Origin of the sequence: Curtobacterium sp. NPDC088465 (genome assembly GCF_044753165.1) — a bacterium.
In the GTDB taxonomy this organism is placed as follows: Bacteria; Actinomycetota; Actinomycetes; order Actinomycetales; family Microbacteriaceae; genus Curtobacterium.
In genome coordinates this window covers 272,333-285,915 of the sequence record NZ_JBIVMR010000003.1, presented here as the reverse complement: position 1 = coordinate 285,915, position 13,583 = coordinate 272,333, and the positions used below count along the sequence as shown (strand labels likewise).

Here is a 13,583-nt window from a genome sequence, read left to right as displayed (position 1 = left end):
CTGCCCCGTAGTGTCGTGCTGATGTCAGACAACCCGTACGGCGAAGTCCCCGCCCTGCCCGTTGCATCCGTCTTCGGCATCATCGTCTTCGTCGTGCACCTGGTGTTCCTGCTCCGGTCCGGACGGTTCACCTGGCAGCGCGCGACCGTCGCTGGGGTGATCGCTGTCTACGCCGCGGGCATCCTCGCGAACACCGTCTTCCCCGTGTTCCTCGATCCGCTCCCCGACGCTGAGCCGTGGACGCCAGCGCTGGCGCTGATCCCGTTCTCCGACTACGAAGCTGCGGACGCGGTGACCAACGTGGTCGTGTTCGCCCCGCTGGGCGTCCTGATCCCGCTCCTGATGCGCCGCCCGTCCTGGTGGAAGGTCCTCCTCGCCGCCGCGGCGGTGAGCCTGGCGATCGAACTGCTGCAGCTTGCTGCGCAGCGGCTCTTCTCCGGTGGCCACGTCGCCGACGTCAACGACTTCATCTGGAACACCGTCGGTGGGGTCCTCGGCTACGCGGTCTTCGTCCTGGCGTCACGGACGCCGGGCCTGTCCCGTCTCCTCGACGTCTTCCGCTGGCACCCGGCACCGAGGGAAGAACACGTCGCCTGAGATCGTACGATGCGGCATGGTTGCTGCTGTGGAACCGTGGACCTGGGCGACGACCTACAAGCTCGTCCTGACGAGCTACATCTGGCTCGCTGGAGCTGTCGCTCCGACCGGTGCGGTCATCACCTGCATCGTCATCGCCATCCGGGGCGGTGTCTCGCTCGACGGAGCCGCCAGCGCCCTCCTGTTCGTCGTCGTCTTCGTCGTCGTCTTCGCCGTGATCGCCGCCGTCGGCGCTGCCGTGGCGCTGCCGTTCACCCAGCTCCTCGGCCGCGCGCTCCGACGCACTCGGAGCCGTGCCGTCCGTGTGAGCGCACATGCCGTCCTCGGCGGAACACTCGCCGCGATCGGCATGCAGGTGCTCCTGCTGGCCTTCGAGGACGACCACCTCACTTGGCAGTACCCACTGGCCGTCTCGGTCCCCGCAGGGATCGCGGCTGCCATCGGCCGCTGGCGACTCGACGAAGCGGAACGCCGCCGGTCGTTGCTGTCCGAGTAGCCGATCGGGTACCGGGTCCCGCGTCAGCACTCATCGCTTGCTGGTGGTCGCTCCCGCCAGAGGACCTCGCCGTCGCAACGGGTGCTCGTCGGGTGCATCCCGATCCGCAGGGCGACACGTGCTGAGGCTCCGTGCTCCGGGTGGATCCGCGCCCTGAGCTCCCGCACGTCGACCGAGCGCAGCCACGTCGCTGCGCGCTCCGCGGATTCGGTCGCGAACCCGTGCCCTTGCGCGCTCGGCGTGACGAGCCAGGCGAGGTCCGCCGTCGTGACCTGGGCGGTCCGGTGCAGGGTCGCCTGCACGAACCCGATCGGCGCGCGGCCCTGGCGGGGGTGGATGATCCAGTTCAGCCACCCTGCGGTGCCGTCCTGGGACCGACCCCGGACCTGACGGGTGTAGCGCGCACGGAGTTCCTCCAGGCTCGGCGGTCCGCCGCCGGTGAAGTGGTACAGCTCCACCGGCGCGAGCACGTCCACCATCACGTCGGCGTGTTCGACGGTCAGGGGTTCGAGGCAGAGACGGTCTGCGCTGAGCGGGACGGCGCGCGGCCACGGCATGCTCGCATCCTTCCAGCCGTTCAGTCGATCACCGGACGTCCGCCGAGACCAGCAGCCACGGGCCGGAGGCGTTTCCCAGCACCGAGCGTCACCTCCTGCTGCACGGAGGTGCGCACCGTGACGGCGGTGTCCGCGACGTGACGCGTGCTGGTCGGGAACCACGCGCGGCCGGGGGTGACCAGGATGAGGAGACCGTCGACGTCTCCGACGGCAGCGAACTCGCTGGTGGGCTCGTTCCCGTAGGGCTGGAGGTCTGCTGCTCGCAGGGTCGCGACCGCGGCGAGGACGTCCGGGACTGCCATGCCGATCTCGCTCACGCACACGAGATCGGCAGCGCCGAAGGACTCCACCTCTCGGGGAGGCAGGGCTCGACGTTCGATGAGTTCCAGTACCTGGTCATCAGGGCCGTCGAAGTACATCGACCGCGAGTCCCACGACGGGGGTCCTCCGAACTCCGTCCGATCGTCGACCGACAGGAGCAGCACGCGCTGTCCGAGCCACCGGCGGGCCAGGTCGAACGACCCGGTCGGGATGGTGAACGCGAGGTGGTGAGCGCCCTCGAAGTCGCTCTCCACGAAGCGCAGCCGGCTCAGGCCGATGGCCACGGTCACGCTCGGACCGTCCCGCTCGACCTCACACCCGAGTCGGTCGAAGAACCCGGCAACGACCGACGCGGACCGTGTGGGCAACAGGGCTTCTCCGATCTGCATGCGTCCACCTCACACCCGTGGCCCTGGACCATCGATCACCAGACGCGCACCATGAGCTCGGACGGGTCAGCCGACGGTGCGAAGCCGAACTGCGCGGAGAGACCGTGCGCGTCTCGGGTCGACGGGAGCGTGCGCTCCAGGCCGGGCGGTCCGAGGTCCTCGACCACGGCAGCGAGGAGCATCCCGCCCTCTCCTCGACCACGTACTCCCGGTGCGACGAACGTCGTCGTTCCGCGCCCCTCGGCTCCGGTAGCTCGCTCGGCGTGATCGCGACGACAGTGCCCGTGGGCCGAGCTGTCCGGTGGAGCGCGATACTGATCGGATGACAGCACCACTCGTCTCGGACGTCGCGCACGCCGGGCTCACCGTGGACGACCTCGACGACGCGCTGGTGCTGTGGTGCTCCGGTCTCGGCTTCGCGCTCGAACGGACCTTCACGCTCGACACGCGGACCACGACTGCGACCACCGGTGTCCAGGGATCCACCATCCGTGCAGCCACGGTCACGCTCGGGGACCAACGGATCGAACTGCTGCAGTACGACGCTCCCCGCTCGGGTCGAGCATCCGACTCCCCCGCGCGCACCGGCACGGTCCACATCGCGCTGACCGTGTCGGACCTCGACCGCGTGCTCGACCTCTGCGCAGCACACGGCTGGCGGCCCGTCGGGGAACCGCACGAGATGACCAGTGGCGTCCGGACCGGCACACGGATCATCTACCTCGAGGGGGCGCTCGGCGGCTTCCTCGAACTGATCGCCCCACCCCAGCTTCCCTGACGCCACGAGCGGGGACGGCCTCGGGTCGCTCCCCGGAGCGCATCGCCCTGACGCGAGTGGTCGATGATCGCGATCGCAGACTCGACCGTGCCCGTCCGGTCAGAGCGCGTGCGTCCCGAGCAGCGCCCCGGCCACGTAGGTCGCCGCGAGCGCGAGTGCCCCGCCGACGACCACCCGCAGCGCCGCGCGACCCCGACGGGCACCGCCGAGCACCGCACCGGTCGTGCCGGTCAGGGCGAGCGCGACGAGCGAGGCGGTCACGGTGACCGGCACACGGAGGGGTTCCGGCGCGAGCAGCATCGCGAGGAACGGCAGCAGTGCGCCGACCGTGAAGGTCGCCGCCGACACCCAGGCGGCTCGCCAGGGGCTGACGATCTCGTCCTCGGCGTCGTGCAGGGCCGCTTCGGCGCGGCGACGACGGACCTCGGGCCGCGTCAGCTCCCGCGCGACGGCATCCGCGACGTCCCCCTCGACCCCGAGCGACCGGTAGTGCGCCGCGAGCGCCGGGGCGTCCTCGGCGTCGGCCTCGAGCTTCGCCTGCTCGGCGGCCTGCCCGGTGCGCTGCGCATCGCGGGCACCGCTCACCGAGATGTACTCGCCGAGGGCCATCGAGATCGCCCCGCCGACGAGCGCCGCGGTGCCGGCGGCGACGATCGGCCCCGTGCCCGCGCCGGCTCCGGCGACCCCGACGAGCACGGCCGCGACGGACACGATGCCGTCGTTCGCGCCGAGCAGCCCGGCCCGGAGCCAGTTGAGCCGCGCGGCGCTGGTGGCGTCGTCGTGCTCGGAGGTGGGGAGCGAGAGGTCCGAAGCGGTCGACATGACGGCCATCGAACCACTCCGGAGCGGTTCGCGCCAGCAAGGTGAGGCAAGCCTGATCAGGGCTTTCGTGGTGAGGCGAGCCTCACCTCACCGAACGGAGGCCGCCTGCCAGACCCGGGTCGGACGGCCGTTCAGCGCGTGCGGGAACGGGTCACCGACCGGTCGGAAGCCCGCGCTCGTGTAGAGCGCGAGGGCGGGTGCGTTGTCGTCCAGCGCGTGCAGCTCGCACCGGTCGTGCCCGGCGGCTGCGGCGGCGTCCACCGCGGCGGTGAGCAGTCGACGGCCGAGTCCGTGACCCTGTGCCGCCGGCGCGACCGCGAGGAGGCTGAGGTACGCACCGTCGCTCGGCGCGCCGCCGGTGCCGGGTGCGGTGACGAGGGCGAACCCGAGCGGGGCGCCGCCGTCGTCGGCGACCACCAGGGCCACCCGCTCTGCGGCGAACTTCTCGCGCGCACGTGCGCGCACGGCGTCGGAGGCCGGCACCCCGTCCCGGTCCGCGACGGCGGCGACCCAGAGCGCGATGCACGCGGCCGCGGTCGCTTCGTCGTCCGCGGTGCGCACGACGAAGGACGACCCGATCACCCGACCACCATACGTCGCACGCCCCGACCGGCGGTCAGGTCGGAGCCCGCCGCGCGATCGGTCAGACGGTCGCCCGCGAGCCGACCCGGTACCGGGCTCCGCGGTGCTCCTCCGGCAGCCGGTCGCCGCGGCCGTGCAGCTTGTGACGGAGCGACCCCTCGACGTACTCGTCCGGGTAGGCACCGCGCGCGCGGAGCTCGGGCACGACGAACTCGATGACGTCCTCCCACGTGCCGGGGGTCACCGCGTACGCCAGGTTGAACCCGTCCACGTCGGTCTGCTCCTGGATGTCGATCAGCTGCTGGGCGATCGTCGCCCCGGAGCCGACGGCGACCGGACCGAGGCCGCCGATCGCCGTGTGCTCCGCGATGTCCCGGACCGTCCAGTTCGACCCGTCCTCCCCCGTCGCCGCGGACAGGTTCGCCGCTGCCGACTGGATGGCGTTCGACTCGATGTTGCCGAGCGGCTCGTCCAGGTCGTACTGCGACAGGTCGACGCCCATCCAGCCGGAGTTGAGCACGAGCGCGCCCTCGGCCGACGCGTACGACCGGTAGTCGCGGTACTTGGCCTGGGCTGCCTCGTCGGTCTCGTCGGTGATGACGGTGAGCAGCGTGTAGACGCGGGCGGCGTAGCGGTCGCGACCAGCGGCCTCCAGGGCGTCACGGATCCTGCCGACGGTCGCGGCGAGCTGCGGGACCGTCGGTGCGCCGACGAAGACCGCCTCGGCGTTCTCGGCGGCGAAGCGGATGCCGCGGGGCGAGGCGCCCGCCTGGTAGACCACGGGGCTCCGCTGGACCGAGGGCTCGGACAGGTGGATGCCGGGCACGTCGAAGTGCGTGCCGTGGTGCTCGATCGGGTGCACCTTCGACGGGTCGGTGAAGACACCGGTCTCGCGGTCCTCGACGACGGCGTCGTCCTCCCACGAGCCCTCCCACAGCTTGTAGAGCACCTCGAGGTACTCGTCGGCGACGTCGTAGCGGTCGTCGTGGGAGAGCTGGTCGGTCTGCCCCATGTTGCGCGCGGCGCTCGGCAGGTACCCGGTGACGACGTTCCAGCCGATGCGGCCCTTCGTCAGGTGGTCGAGCGTCGAGATGCGCCGGGCGAACGGGTACGGGTGCTCGTAGGCGGTGCCCGCGGTGATGCCGAAGCCCAGGTGCTCCGTGACGGCGGCCATCGCGGAGACGAGCAGGATCGGGTCGTTCACCGGCACCTGCGAACCGGTGCGGAGCGCGGCCTCGTTCGTCCCGCCGTACACGTCGTAGGTGCCGAGGACGTCGGCGATGAAGATGCCGTCGAAGCGCCCGCGCTCGAGCAGCTGCGCCAGGTCCGTCCAGTACGACAGGTCGTTGTAGTGCCGCGAACGGTCGCGGGGGTGGCGCCACAGCCCCGAGGACTGGTGCGCGACGCAGTTCATGTCGAACGCGTTGAAACGGATCTGCCGGGTCTCGTTCGTCGAGGTCACGCGGCGAAGCTACGTCCAGCAGCCCGACGCGTCACGTGAGGTGACGCCGTGTGACGCCCGCCCGACGCACGGCGCCTCGGACCTGAGTCGATCTCGCGTGGCAGCATGGCGGCGTGCCCGTCGTCGAGTCCCGCTGCGTCGTCCCCGTCCCCGTCGCGGTCGCCTTCGCCGTGTCGCAGGTGCAGGGACCGGTCCGGAAGCGCTGGGACCCCTTCATCCGTCGACAGCACCTCATCGGCGCCGACGCGCCGGCGAAGGGCGTCCGGACCTTCACGGTGCAGCGCTCGGGCCTGCGGATGGAGAGCGAGTACGTCTCGTACAACCCGCCCTCGAACGTCGGCATGAAGATGACGAAGGGCTCGTGGTTCTTCGAGAAGATGGGCGGTGGGTGGCGCTTCACGCCGGTGGAGGGCGAGCCGGGCCGCACGCTGGCGGTGTGGCGCTACAACTTCACGTGCCGACCCGCCTGGCTCGCACCGCTGGCCGAGCGCATCGGCGCGTTCGTCCTGCAACGCGACATCGACCGACGGATCGCCGGGTTCGCCCGGGGGTGCAGCGACCCGGTCGTGCTCGCACACGTCGGTGCCGCTCCTGGGAGCTGACCGGACCGGTTCAGACCGCGGTGGCCTCGCGGACGGCAGCCTCGGCAGCCACCCAGGCGAGCATCCCGCACTTCACCCGCATGACGAACTTCGAGACGCCGTGGAAGGCGACGAGGTCCTCGAGGACGTCCTCGTCGGGCTCCCCGGCCCCGCGCGACCGCATCATCGTGCGGAAGGACTCGGTGAGCTCGAGCAGCTCCGGGACGGTCCGGCCGACGGCCATGTCGGTCAGCACCGACGCCGAGGCCATCGAGATCGAGCACCCGTCGCCCTGCCAGCCGATGGCCGCGATGCGGTCCGACCCGGGCTCGAGCCGCACGCTGACGGTGATCTCGTCGCCGCAGGTGGGGTTCCGTTCGAAGTGCGACGCGTCGGCGCCGTCGAGCACGCCGTCGCCGTGCCGCGCCTTCGCGTGGTCGAGGATGACCTGCTGGTAGAGGGAGTCGAGGCCGTTCACGAGGCCGCTCCGAAGTACCCGCGGACCTCGCCGACGGCGGTCAGGAAGCGATCGACGTCCTGCTCGGTCGTGTACACGTAGGTGCTCGCCCGGCTGGTCGCGACGAGTCCGAGCCGACGGTGCAGCGGCTGGGCACAGTGGTGCCCGGACCGGACCGCGATGCCCTGCGCGTCGAGGTACTGCGAGACGTCGTGGGCGTGCACCCCGTCGACGTCGAAGGACACGAGTCCGGAGCGCGGCACCCCGGCGGGCGGGCCGACGACGCGGATGCCCGGCACCGCCGCCAGACCGTCGAGCATCCGGCGGGCGAGGTGCTCCTCGTGGGCGCGGACGCGTTCCATGCCGATGGCCTGCAGGTAGCGGACCGCCTCGGCGAGTGCGACGGCCTGGGACACCGGCTGCGTCCCGGCCTCGAAGCGCTCGGGCGCCGGCATGTACTCCGACGACTCCATCGTCACGGTCGTGATCATCGATCCACCGGTGCGGAACGGCGGCAGGGCGTCGAGGAGTTCCCCGCGACCCCACAGGACGCCGATGCCGTTCGGCCCGAGCATCTTGTGCCCGGAGAACGCGGCGAAGTCGACGCCGAGCTCCTGCACGTCGAGGGGCCGGTGCGGCGCGGACTGGCACGCGTCGAGGACGACGAGGGCGCCGTGCGCGCGGGCCGCTGCCACCACCGCGGCGACGGGCGCGACCATGCCGGTGACGTTCGAGACGTGCGCGAACGCCACGATCCTCGTGTGCTCGGTGATCCGGGAGACCGCGTCCTCGGCGGTCCAGGTGCCGTCGTCGGCCACCGGGACCCAGCGCAGGGTCGCACCGGTGAGCGCGGCGAGCTCCTGCCACGGCACGAGGTTGGCGTGGTGCTCGGCCTCGGTGACCAGGACCTCGTCGCCGGGACCGATGCGGAAGCGCTCCGCCGCCGCTCCCCCGCGTCCGCGGCTGGCGTTGGCGATGCCGTACGCCACGAGGTTCAGCGCGTCGGTGGCGTTCGCCGTCCAGACGACCTCGGACGGCGACGACGCCCCGAAGAAGCCGGCGACCGTGGCCCGTGCGTCCTCGTAGGCGTCGGTGCTCAGGGCCGCGAGCGTGTGCGCACCGCGGTGGACGGCCGCGTTGTCGTGCTCCAGGAACCGTCGCTCGGCGTCGAGCACCTGCCGCGGCCGCTCGGCCGTCGCGCCGGAGTCGAGGTACGCGAGCGGCTGCCCGTTCACCTCCTGCTGGAGGATCGGGAAGTCCCGCTTGATCGCGGCGACCTCGGACTCGGTCAGCGGCTGGTTCGGGGCGAGCACGGTCACGCGGTCAATCGTGGTCGGTCCCGCCCCGTGCGTCCAATCGCCTGCAGCGGACAAGGAGCCGGAACGGCGGCGGGACGCAGGCAGGCCGGCCGCTACTCGTTGCCGATGCGCTTGTCGGCCTGCTCGCGTGCGGCGTCGATCTTGTCGTCGTACTTGCCGCCCGTGGCCTTCTTCACCGCGTCGGCCACACCGCCCAGGACCTTGTCGCTGACGTCCTCGGCCTTCTCGCTCTTCAGGGCGTCCTGGACCTTGCCGTCCTTCAGGAGCTCCTGTGCCTTCTTCGTGATGTCGTCGAACCCCGCCATGGACGGCTCCTCACCTCGTGCGGGGCCCGTCGCCCCGACCTGCCGCCGATGGTAGGCGCGGCCCCGGCGCCTGTCCGGGTGGGCCGGCCCGGTGTCGCGGCTCCGGCGCCTGTCCGGGTCGCGGCCGGCCCGGAGTCGCGGCCGGCCCGACCCGGTCCGGACGGACGACTCAGACCATCTGCGCGCTGCGTCGCCGCGCGAGCAGGTAGGAGACCGCGACCGAGCCCGTGATCGCCAGGAGCGACGGGATGAGGATGTCCGTGCCCTCCTGCGTGAACTCGACGACGAGCACGAGCGCGGTGAACGGCGCCCGCATCGTGGTCGCCAGCAAGGCCGCCGCTCCGACGAACGCGAACGCCGCCAGGCTCGAGCCGTCAGCGGGCCAGAGCAGCACCCACAGGCCGCCGAGCGCGGCGCCCACCGCGGAGCCGACGGCGATCGAGGGCGTCAGCGTGCCACCGACCGCACCGGCTCCGATGGTCGCCGAGGTCGTGATCGTTCGGATGACGCCGAGGAGGAGCAGGAACACGATCGGCGACAGCCCGGCGAACGTCGGCGCCTCGGTCGTGGCGTTCATCGCGACGAGGCCGAGCGCGCGCCCGTTGCCGAGGATCTCCGGGAACGGCACGGCGATGAGCCCGACCATCGCGAAGACGACGGGCAGCACGACGAGCAGGTGCCACCCCTTCGGCGCCGTGGCCTGCAGCCGGTTCGTGAGCTTCACGAAGCCGACTCCCGCGAAGCCGAGCAGCGGCCCGACGACGACCGCCCAGACCAGCAGCGACGGCGACAGGTGCATCGCGGGCACGTCGTAGAGCACCTCGTCCGGGATCACGAGCCGTGCGGTGAACGCGGCGATCGCGCTCGTCGCGAAGGCCGGCAGTGCGGTCGCGAACGTGAGTTCACCGAGCAGCACCTCGACCGCGAAGAGCGCGCCTCCGAGCGGCACGTCGTACACCGCCGCCAGGCCGGCAGCAGCACCGCAGGCGACGAGGATGCGCGTCTCGCGCCCCGTCAGGCCGGCACGAGCGGTGACGAGCTGGGACAGCCAGGCACCGATCTCGCGGGGCGCGACCTCCTTGCCGATGGAGGCGCCGAGCCCGACGGCCAGGATCTGCACCGCGGCGTTCGCGACCGTGGCGAGCGCCGGCATCCGCTTGCCGTCGACCGCGCCGGTCACCGACACCACGGGCTTCGCCCACCGCCGGAGCGCCCACCACGCGACGCCCGTGAGCACGCCGGCCGCGGCGAGCGCGAGGAAGCGGTTGAGCCCGGAGGGCGCATCGGCCGCCTCGCGGTGCCCGCCGAACGGGTACCCGAAGGCGACGAACTGGATGGCCTGCAGGGCGAGCCACACCGAGATGCCCGCGACGCCGCCGGCGATGCCGACGAGCCCGGTGATCACGGCGAGCTTGAGGGCCCAGACCGGCGTGGTCGTGCGTGTCGCGTTCCCGGTCTGCGGCATGACCGGAAGCCTAGCGGCGATCGGGACCGGCCCACGGACGGCCGACGGCACCCGTGGACGGACGGGAGGCCCGTGGCGGGGCCGCCACGGGCCTCCCGTCCGGCTGCTGGTCGCGTCGCGGTCAGACGGCCGTCACGCGGAAGGGGACCACCTGGTCGGCCGGCAGGAGCGGGGGCTGGAGGCCGACCTGCTCGAGCACGCGGCCGCTGAAGACGCGGTCGCCGGCCCACCAGTCGGGCGCCCGGACCTCGTGGTCCTCGCCGACCAGGACCGGGTCGACGCGGTACCGCGTGTCCGGGTCGAGGTCACGGAGGACCACGCGCCCGATGCCCGACACCTCGGACCGGCCCGTGCTCGCGACGAAGAACACGGCCTGGCGGCGGTCCTCGGCGACCACGCCGTAGACCAGGCGCGTGGGGTCGACCTCGTCGACGCGGACGAGCAGGCCGCCGTGCAGGAGTGCGCGCCACTCCTTGTGCAGCGCGATCCACGACGCGAGGGTGCCCTCCTCGTCCGCGGTGGCCTGCGCGAGGTCCCACTCGATGCCGAAGTGCCCGATCAGCGCGGTGCCCGCACGGAAGGACACGTCGTGGAAGCGGCCCGTCGTGTGGTTCACCCCGCTGGCGACGTGCGCGCCGAGGAGCTCCGGCGGCAGCAGCTGCTGCGTCCAGCGGTGCATCTGCTGACGCTCGAAGGGGTCGATGTCGTCGGACACCCACACGCGGTCGGTGTGCTCGATCACCGCGAGGTCGACGCGCGCACCACCGGACGAGCACGACTCGATCTCGAGCCCCGGGAAGCGTTCCTTGAGCGTCGCCATCAGGCGGTAGGTGGCGAGGGTCTGCTCGTGCACGGCTGCCCCGCCGCCCGGGTGCCCGGCCTCGACCAGGTCGCGGTTGTGGTCCCACTTGACGTAGTCGACGCCGTACTCGCCGATGATCGCGGTCATCCGCTCGAGCACGTACGCGTACGCCTCCGGGATCGCGAGGTTGAGCACCTGCTGGTCGCGCGAGCGGACGGGCAACCGGCCGTCCGCCTGCATGATCCACTCCGGGTGCGCCCGGGCGAGGTCGCTGTCCTCGTTCACCATCTCGGGCTCGAACCACAGCCCGAACTCCATGCCGAGGGCACGGACACGGTCGACGATCGGACCGAGACCGTCCGGCCAGACGTCCTCGTCGACGTACCAGTCACCGAGACCGGCGTGGTCGTCACGGCGACCGCGGAACCAGCCGTCGTCGAGCACGTACCGTTCGACGCCGAGCCGGGCGGCTCGCTCGGCGAGGTCGGTGAGGCGGGCGAGGTCGTGGTCGAAGTAGACCGCCTCCCAGACGTTGATCGTCACCGGCCGCGGGGTCGACGGGTGCTGCGGGCGGCTGCGGAGCCAGTGGTGGAACCGGCGGGCCTGGTCGTCGAGGCCGTCACCCCACGCGCCGTACACCCAGGGGCCCTCGTAGGTCTCGCCGGTGTCCAAGCGGACCTCGCCGGGGAGCAGGAGCTCGCCACCACCGGCCACCTGGCGCCCGGTCGCGAGCCGCTCGGCGAAGTGACGGTGGTTCCCGCTCCACGCGGTGTGCACGCCCCAGACCTCACCGCGGGCGAACCCGAACCCGGGCTCCCCCACGCTGAGCACGGTCGCGGCGTCCGCTCCGGTGCGACCCTTGCGGCTGTCGCGCTCGTGCGTGCCGACGACGAGCTCGCGACGCTGCGGGGTGCGCTCCTTGCCCCAGCGGCCGGCGAAGTCGAGGACCTCGCGGGCGCGGGAGGGCACGGGCAGCGCCACGGTCAGGTCGTCCACCGTGTAGGTGCCGACGGCGGTGTTCGTGACGGCGGCGCGGGCGCGCACCAGGCCGGACACGAGCAGCTCGAGCGTCACGCGGACGGCGAGGCCCGCGGTGGTGTCCTCGGCCTCGGCGGTCACGTGGGTGTCGTCGACGTCGATCGCCGTGACGGTGAAGGCCGGTGACCAGTCGCGACCACCACGGTGGCCGGAGAGCCCGGGGCGACCGGTCCACCCGCGGTGGGGCTCCGGCAGCAGTGCGAGGCGGACGGGCACGTCGGCCTCGTTGTTCGCGACCGGGGCCACGTCGGCGTCCGCGAGGGCGACGAGCTCGTCGTGGGCGAGCGGCCCGAGGGCAGCACCCCAGTGCACGACGGCGGGCAGCGCGCCGTCGCGGCAGTCGAGCACGACGGACACCCCACCGGCGGTCAGGTGGACGAGGGCGTTCGTGGTGGTGGGCATCGTTGCTCCGGTCGGCGTCGTCGACGCCTGCGCGTCGTGGGCACGACGAGCCTGGCTGGCGCGGCGCGTGCTGCGCAACACGACGCGCGAGGGTCCGCAGAACCGGCGGGGCCGGGCCGTCCGGGACGGTGGGTCGTCAGAACCAGCGCTTCACCTTGAAGACGACGAACAGGATCGCGGCGAAGGCGATCATCGCGACGATCGACAGCGGGTACCCCCACGTCCACGACAGTTCGGGCATGTGCGTGAAGTTCATCCCGTAGATCGCCGCGATGAGCGTCGGCGCGAACAGGATCGCCGCCCAGCCCGAGATGCGCTTCGTGTCGTCGTTCTGCTTCTGCGCGGCGAGGGTCGAGTCGACCGTCAGCGCGTTCTGCAGCAGCTGTCGGAAGGTGTCGAGTCGCTCGACCGTGCGGATGACGTGGTCCAGGACGTCGCGGAAGCGGCGCTGCAGCTCCACCGGCAGGTGGTACTTCTCCGCGCCGCGGTGCAGGTTCTCGATGATGCCGATGAGCGGACGGGCCGCGCGTTGGAAGTCGACGACCTCGCCGAACAGCTCGTAGATGCGCCTCGACACCCCCGCCACCCCGGAGAACAGCTGGTCCTCGATCTGGTTGATGTCCTCCTCCAGGCCGTCGATCACCGGCGCGTAGCCGTCGACGATCGAGTCCATGAGCGCCCAGAGCTGCGCCTGCGGTCCCGCCGTCACGAGGGCCGGCTTGCCGCTGAGCCGTCGGAGCGCGTGCGGGACGGCCTGCCTGCCACGTGGGTCCGCCGGGACGACCGCCAGGAAGAAGTCCTGCCCGACGAAGGCGTGCACCTCGCCGAACTCCACCTCCTCCGGGCCGTCGTGGTAGACCGCCGGCTTCAGCACCGTGAAGAGCGTCGAGCCGTAGCGTTCGAGCTTCGGGCGCTGGTGCCCCTCGGCGGCGTCCTCGACCGCGAGCTCGTGCAGCCCGAGGGCGACCGCGACGTCCCCGAGCTCCTCGGCGTCGGGGCGGTGCAGCACGATGCACGCGCTGGCGCCCTGCTCGCCGATCATCCGGAAGGTGTCGTCGAGCGACGGGCAGGCGATGGGGGCGATGCGGTCGACGTAGACGGTGTTGAGCTCGACGGTCACGATGCCACCGTACGCACCGCCCGTCGGCCCGTCCCCCGGCCACCTGGACGTCGGCTGCGTCCGACGCGACGGCACGGGCCTACCGTACGG

Annotated in this window: 16 protein-coding genes; 4 read left to right on the top strand and 12 right to left on the bottom strand. The window is 72.1% G+C overall.

Annotation, left to right across the window (positions count from 1 at the left end; all coding sequences use genetic code 11):
- The first annotated feature begins 21 nt into the window (after window positions 1-21).
- Window positions 22-597, top strand: a complete 576-nt coding sequence (locus ACIP6W_RS13085) for a VanZ family protein (protein WP_400429972.1) — start codon at window positions 22-24, stop codon at window positions 595-597.
- A gap of 16 nt (window positions 598-613) precedes the next feature.
- A complete protein-coding gene (locus tag ACIP6W_RS13080) occupies window positions 614-1,093 on the top strand; it encodes a hypothetical protein (RefSeq protein WP_326495370.1) in 480 nt (159 codons plus the stop codon).
- 23 nt (window positions 1,094-1,116) lie between these two features.
- Here the strand turns inward: ACIP6W_RS13080 and ACIP6W_RS13075 are convergent, their stop codons facing one another.
- The 3 genes from ACIP6W_RS13075 to ACIP6W_RS13065 all read right to left on the bottom strand — a co-directional run bounded on the left by ACIP6W_RS13075 (window position 1,117) and on the right by ACIP6W_RS13065 (window position 2,542).
- Window positions 1,117-1,650, bottom strand: a complete 534-nt coding sequence (locus ACIP6W_RS13075; RefSeq protein WP_209684977.1) for a GNAT family N-acetyltransferase — start codon at window positions 1,648-1,650, stop codon at window positions 1,117-1,119.
- Between the two features lie 20 nt (window positions 1,651-1,670).
- Window positions 1,671-2,261: a VOC family protein gene (locus ACIP6W_RS13070; protein ID WP_400429969.1), complete on the bottom strand. Its 591-nt coding sequence runs from the start codon at window positions 2,259-2,261 to the stop codon at window positions 1,671-1,673.
- Window positions 2,262-2,395: 134 nt separating this feature from the next.
- The gene (locus ACIP6W_RS13065; RefSeq protein ID WP_251159630.1) at window positions 2,396-2,542 is read right to left on the bottom strand and encodes a hypothetical protein; all 147 of its coding nucleotides are present in this window, start codon (window positions 2,540-2,542) and stop codon (window positions 2,396-2,398) included.
- Between the two features lie 140 nt (window positions 2,543-2,682).
- On the opposite strand from ACIP6W_RS13065, the gene ACIP6W_RS13060 reads away from it, so the two are divergent.
- The gene (locus tag ACIP6W_RS13060; protein ID WP_251159631.1) at window positions 2,683-3,138 is read left to right on the top strand and encodes a VOC family protein; all 456 of its coding nucleotides are present in this window, start codon (window positions 2,683-2,685) and stop codon (window positions 3,136-3,138) included.
- A gap of 99 nt (window positions 3,139-3,237) precedes the next feature.
- Here the strand turns inward: ACIP6W_RS13060 and ACIP6W_RS13055 are convergent, their stop codons facing one another.
- The 3 genes from ACIP6W_RS13055 to ACIP6W_RS13045 all read right to left on the bottom strand — a co-directional run bounded on the left by ACIP6W_RS13055 (window position 3,238) and on the right by ACIP6W_RS13045 (window position 6,004).
- Window positions 3,238-3,960, bottom strand: coding sequence for a VIT1/CCC1 transporter family protein (locus ACIP6W_RS13055; RefSeq protein ID WP_066658527.1), 723 nt, complete (start codon window positions 3,958-3,960; stop codon window positions 3,238-3,240).
- A gap of 87 nt (window positions 3,961-4,047) precedes the next feature.
- Window positions 4,048-4,542, bottom strand: a complete 495-nt coding sequence (locus ACIP6W_RS13050) for a GNAT family N-acetyltransferase (RefSeq protein ID WP_400429966.1) — start codon at window positions 4,540-4,542, stop codon at window positions 4,048-4,050.
- A gap of 61 nt (window positions 4,543-4,603) precedes the next feature.
- Window positions 4,604-6,004: an LLM class flavin-dependent oxidoreductase gene (locus ACIP6W_RS13045; RefSeq protein WP_400429964.1), complete on the bottom strand. Its 1,401-nt coding sequence runs from the start codon at window positions 6,002-6,004 to the stop codon at window positions 4,604-4,606.
- A 113-nt stretch (window positions 6,005-6,117) separates the two neighbouring features.
- Between ACIP6W_RS13045 and ACIP6W_RS13040 the strand changes: the two genes are divergently transcribed.
- Window positions 6,118-6,606: an SRPBCC family protein gene (locus ACIP6W_RS13040; RefSeq protein ID WP_066655465.1), complete on the top strand. Its 489-nt coding sequence runs from the start codon at window positions 6,118-6,120 to the stop codon at window positions 6,604-6,606.
- A gap of 10 nt (window positions 6,607-6,616) precedes the next feature.
- Here ACIP6W_RS13040 and sufU read toward each other — a convergent pair whose 3' ends face one another.
- The 6 genes from sufU to ACIP6W_RS13010 all read right to left on the bottom strand — a co-directional run bounded on the left by sufU (window position 6,617) and on the right by ACIP6W_RS13010 (window position 13,493).
- Window positions 6,617-7,063, bottom strand: a complete 447-nt coding sequence (gene sufU, locus ACIP6W_RS13035) for a Fe-S cluster assembly sulfur transfer protein SufU (protein WP_066655467.1) — start codon at window positions 7,061-7,063, stop codon at window positions 6,617-6,619.
- Window positions 7,060-8,355, bottom strand: a complete 1,296-nt coding sequence (locus tag ACIP6W_RS13030) for an aminotransferase class V-fold PLP-dependent enzyme (protein ID WP_400430131.1) — start codon at window positions 8,353-8,355, stop codon at window positions 7,060-7,062. The genes sufU and ACIP6W_RS13030 overlap by 4 nt, the downstream gene beginning before the upstream one ends.
- A 98-nt stretch (window positions 8,356-8,453) precedes the next feature.
- A complete protein-coding gene (locus ACIP6W_RS13025) occupies window positions 8,454-8,666 on the bottom strand; it encodes an antitoxin (RefSeq protein ID WP_066655469.1) in 213 nt (70 codons plus the stop codon).
- A gap of 169 nt (window positions 8,667-8,835) precedes the next feature.
- Window positions 8,836-10,131 (bottom strand): chloride channel protein, encoded by a 1,296-nt coding sequence (locus ACIP6W_RS13020; protein WP_209684972.1) that lies wholly within the window; start codon window positions 10,129-10,131, stop codon window positions 8,836-8,838.
- A gap of 121 nt (window positions 10,132-10,252) precedes the next feature.
- Window positions 10,253-12,373: an alpha-galactosidase gene (locus tag ACIP6W_RS13015; RefSeq protein ID WP_400429961.1), complete on the bottom strand. Its 2,121-nt coding sequence runs from the start codon at window positions 12,371-12,373 to the stop codon at window positions 10,253-10,255.
- Between the two features lie 136 nt (window positions 12,374-12,509).
- Complete coding sequence (locus tag ACIP6W_RS13010; protein ID WP_400429959.1) at window positions 12,510-13,493, bottom strand: magnesium and cobalt transport protein CorA; 984 nt, start codon at window positions 13,491-13,493, stop codon at window positions 12,510-12,512.
- Between the last annotated feature and the right edge of the window lie 90 nt (window positions 13,494-13,583).

Bases quoted from the DNA above. Each gene is read 5' to 3' on its own strand.
- ACIP6W_RS13075 (WP_209684977.1), bottom strand. From the start codon at position 1,650: ATGCCGTGGCCGCGCGCCGTCCCGCTCAGCGCAGACCGTCTCTGCCTC.
- ACIP6W_RS13020 (WP_209684972.1), bottom strand. From the start codon at position 10,131: ATGCCGCAGACCGGGAACGCGACACGCACGACCACGCCGGTCTGGGCC.
- ACIP6W_RS13015 (WP_400429961.1), bottom strand. From the start codon at position 12,373: ATGCCCACCACCACGAACGCCCTCGTCCACCTGACCGCCGGTGGGGTG.
- ACIP6W_RS13080 (WP_326495370.1), top strand. From the start codon at position 614: ATGGTTGCTGCTGTGGAACCGTGGACCTGGGCGACGACCTACAAGCTC.
- ACIP6W_RS13085 (WP_400429972.1), top strand. From the start codon at position 22: ATGTCAGACAACCCGTACGGCGAAGTCCCCGCCCTGCCCGTTGCATCC.
- ACIP6W_RS13065 (WP_251159630.1), bottom strand. From the start codon at position 2,542: ATGCTCCTCGCTGCCGTGGTCGAGGACCTCGGACCGCCCGGCCTGGAG.
- ACIP6W_RS13055 (WP_066658527.1), bottom strand. From the start codon at position 3,960: ATGTCGACCGCTTCGGACCTCTCGCTCCCCACCTCCGAGCACGACGAC.
- ACIP6W_RS13025 (WP_066655469.1), bottom strand. From the start codon at position 8,666: ATGGCGGGGTTCGACGACATCACGAAGAAGGCACAGGAGCTCCTGAAG.
- ACIP6W_RS13060 (WP_251159631.1), top strand. From the start codon at position 2,683: ATGACAGCACCACTCGTCTCGGACGTCGCGCACGCCGGGCTCACCGTG.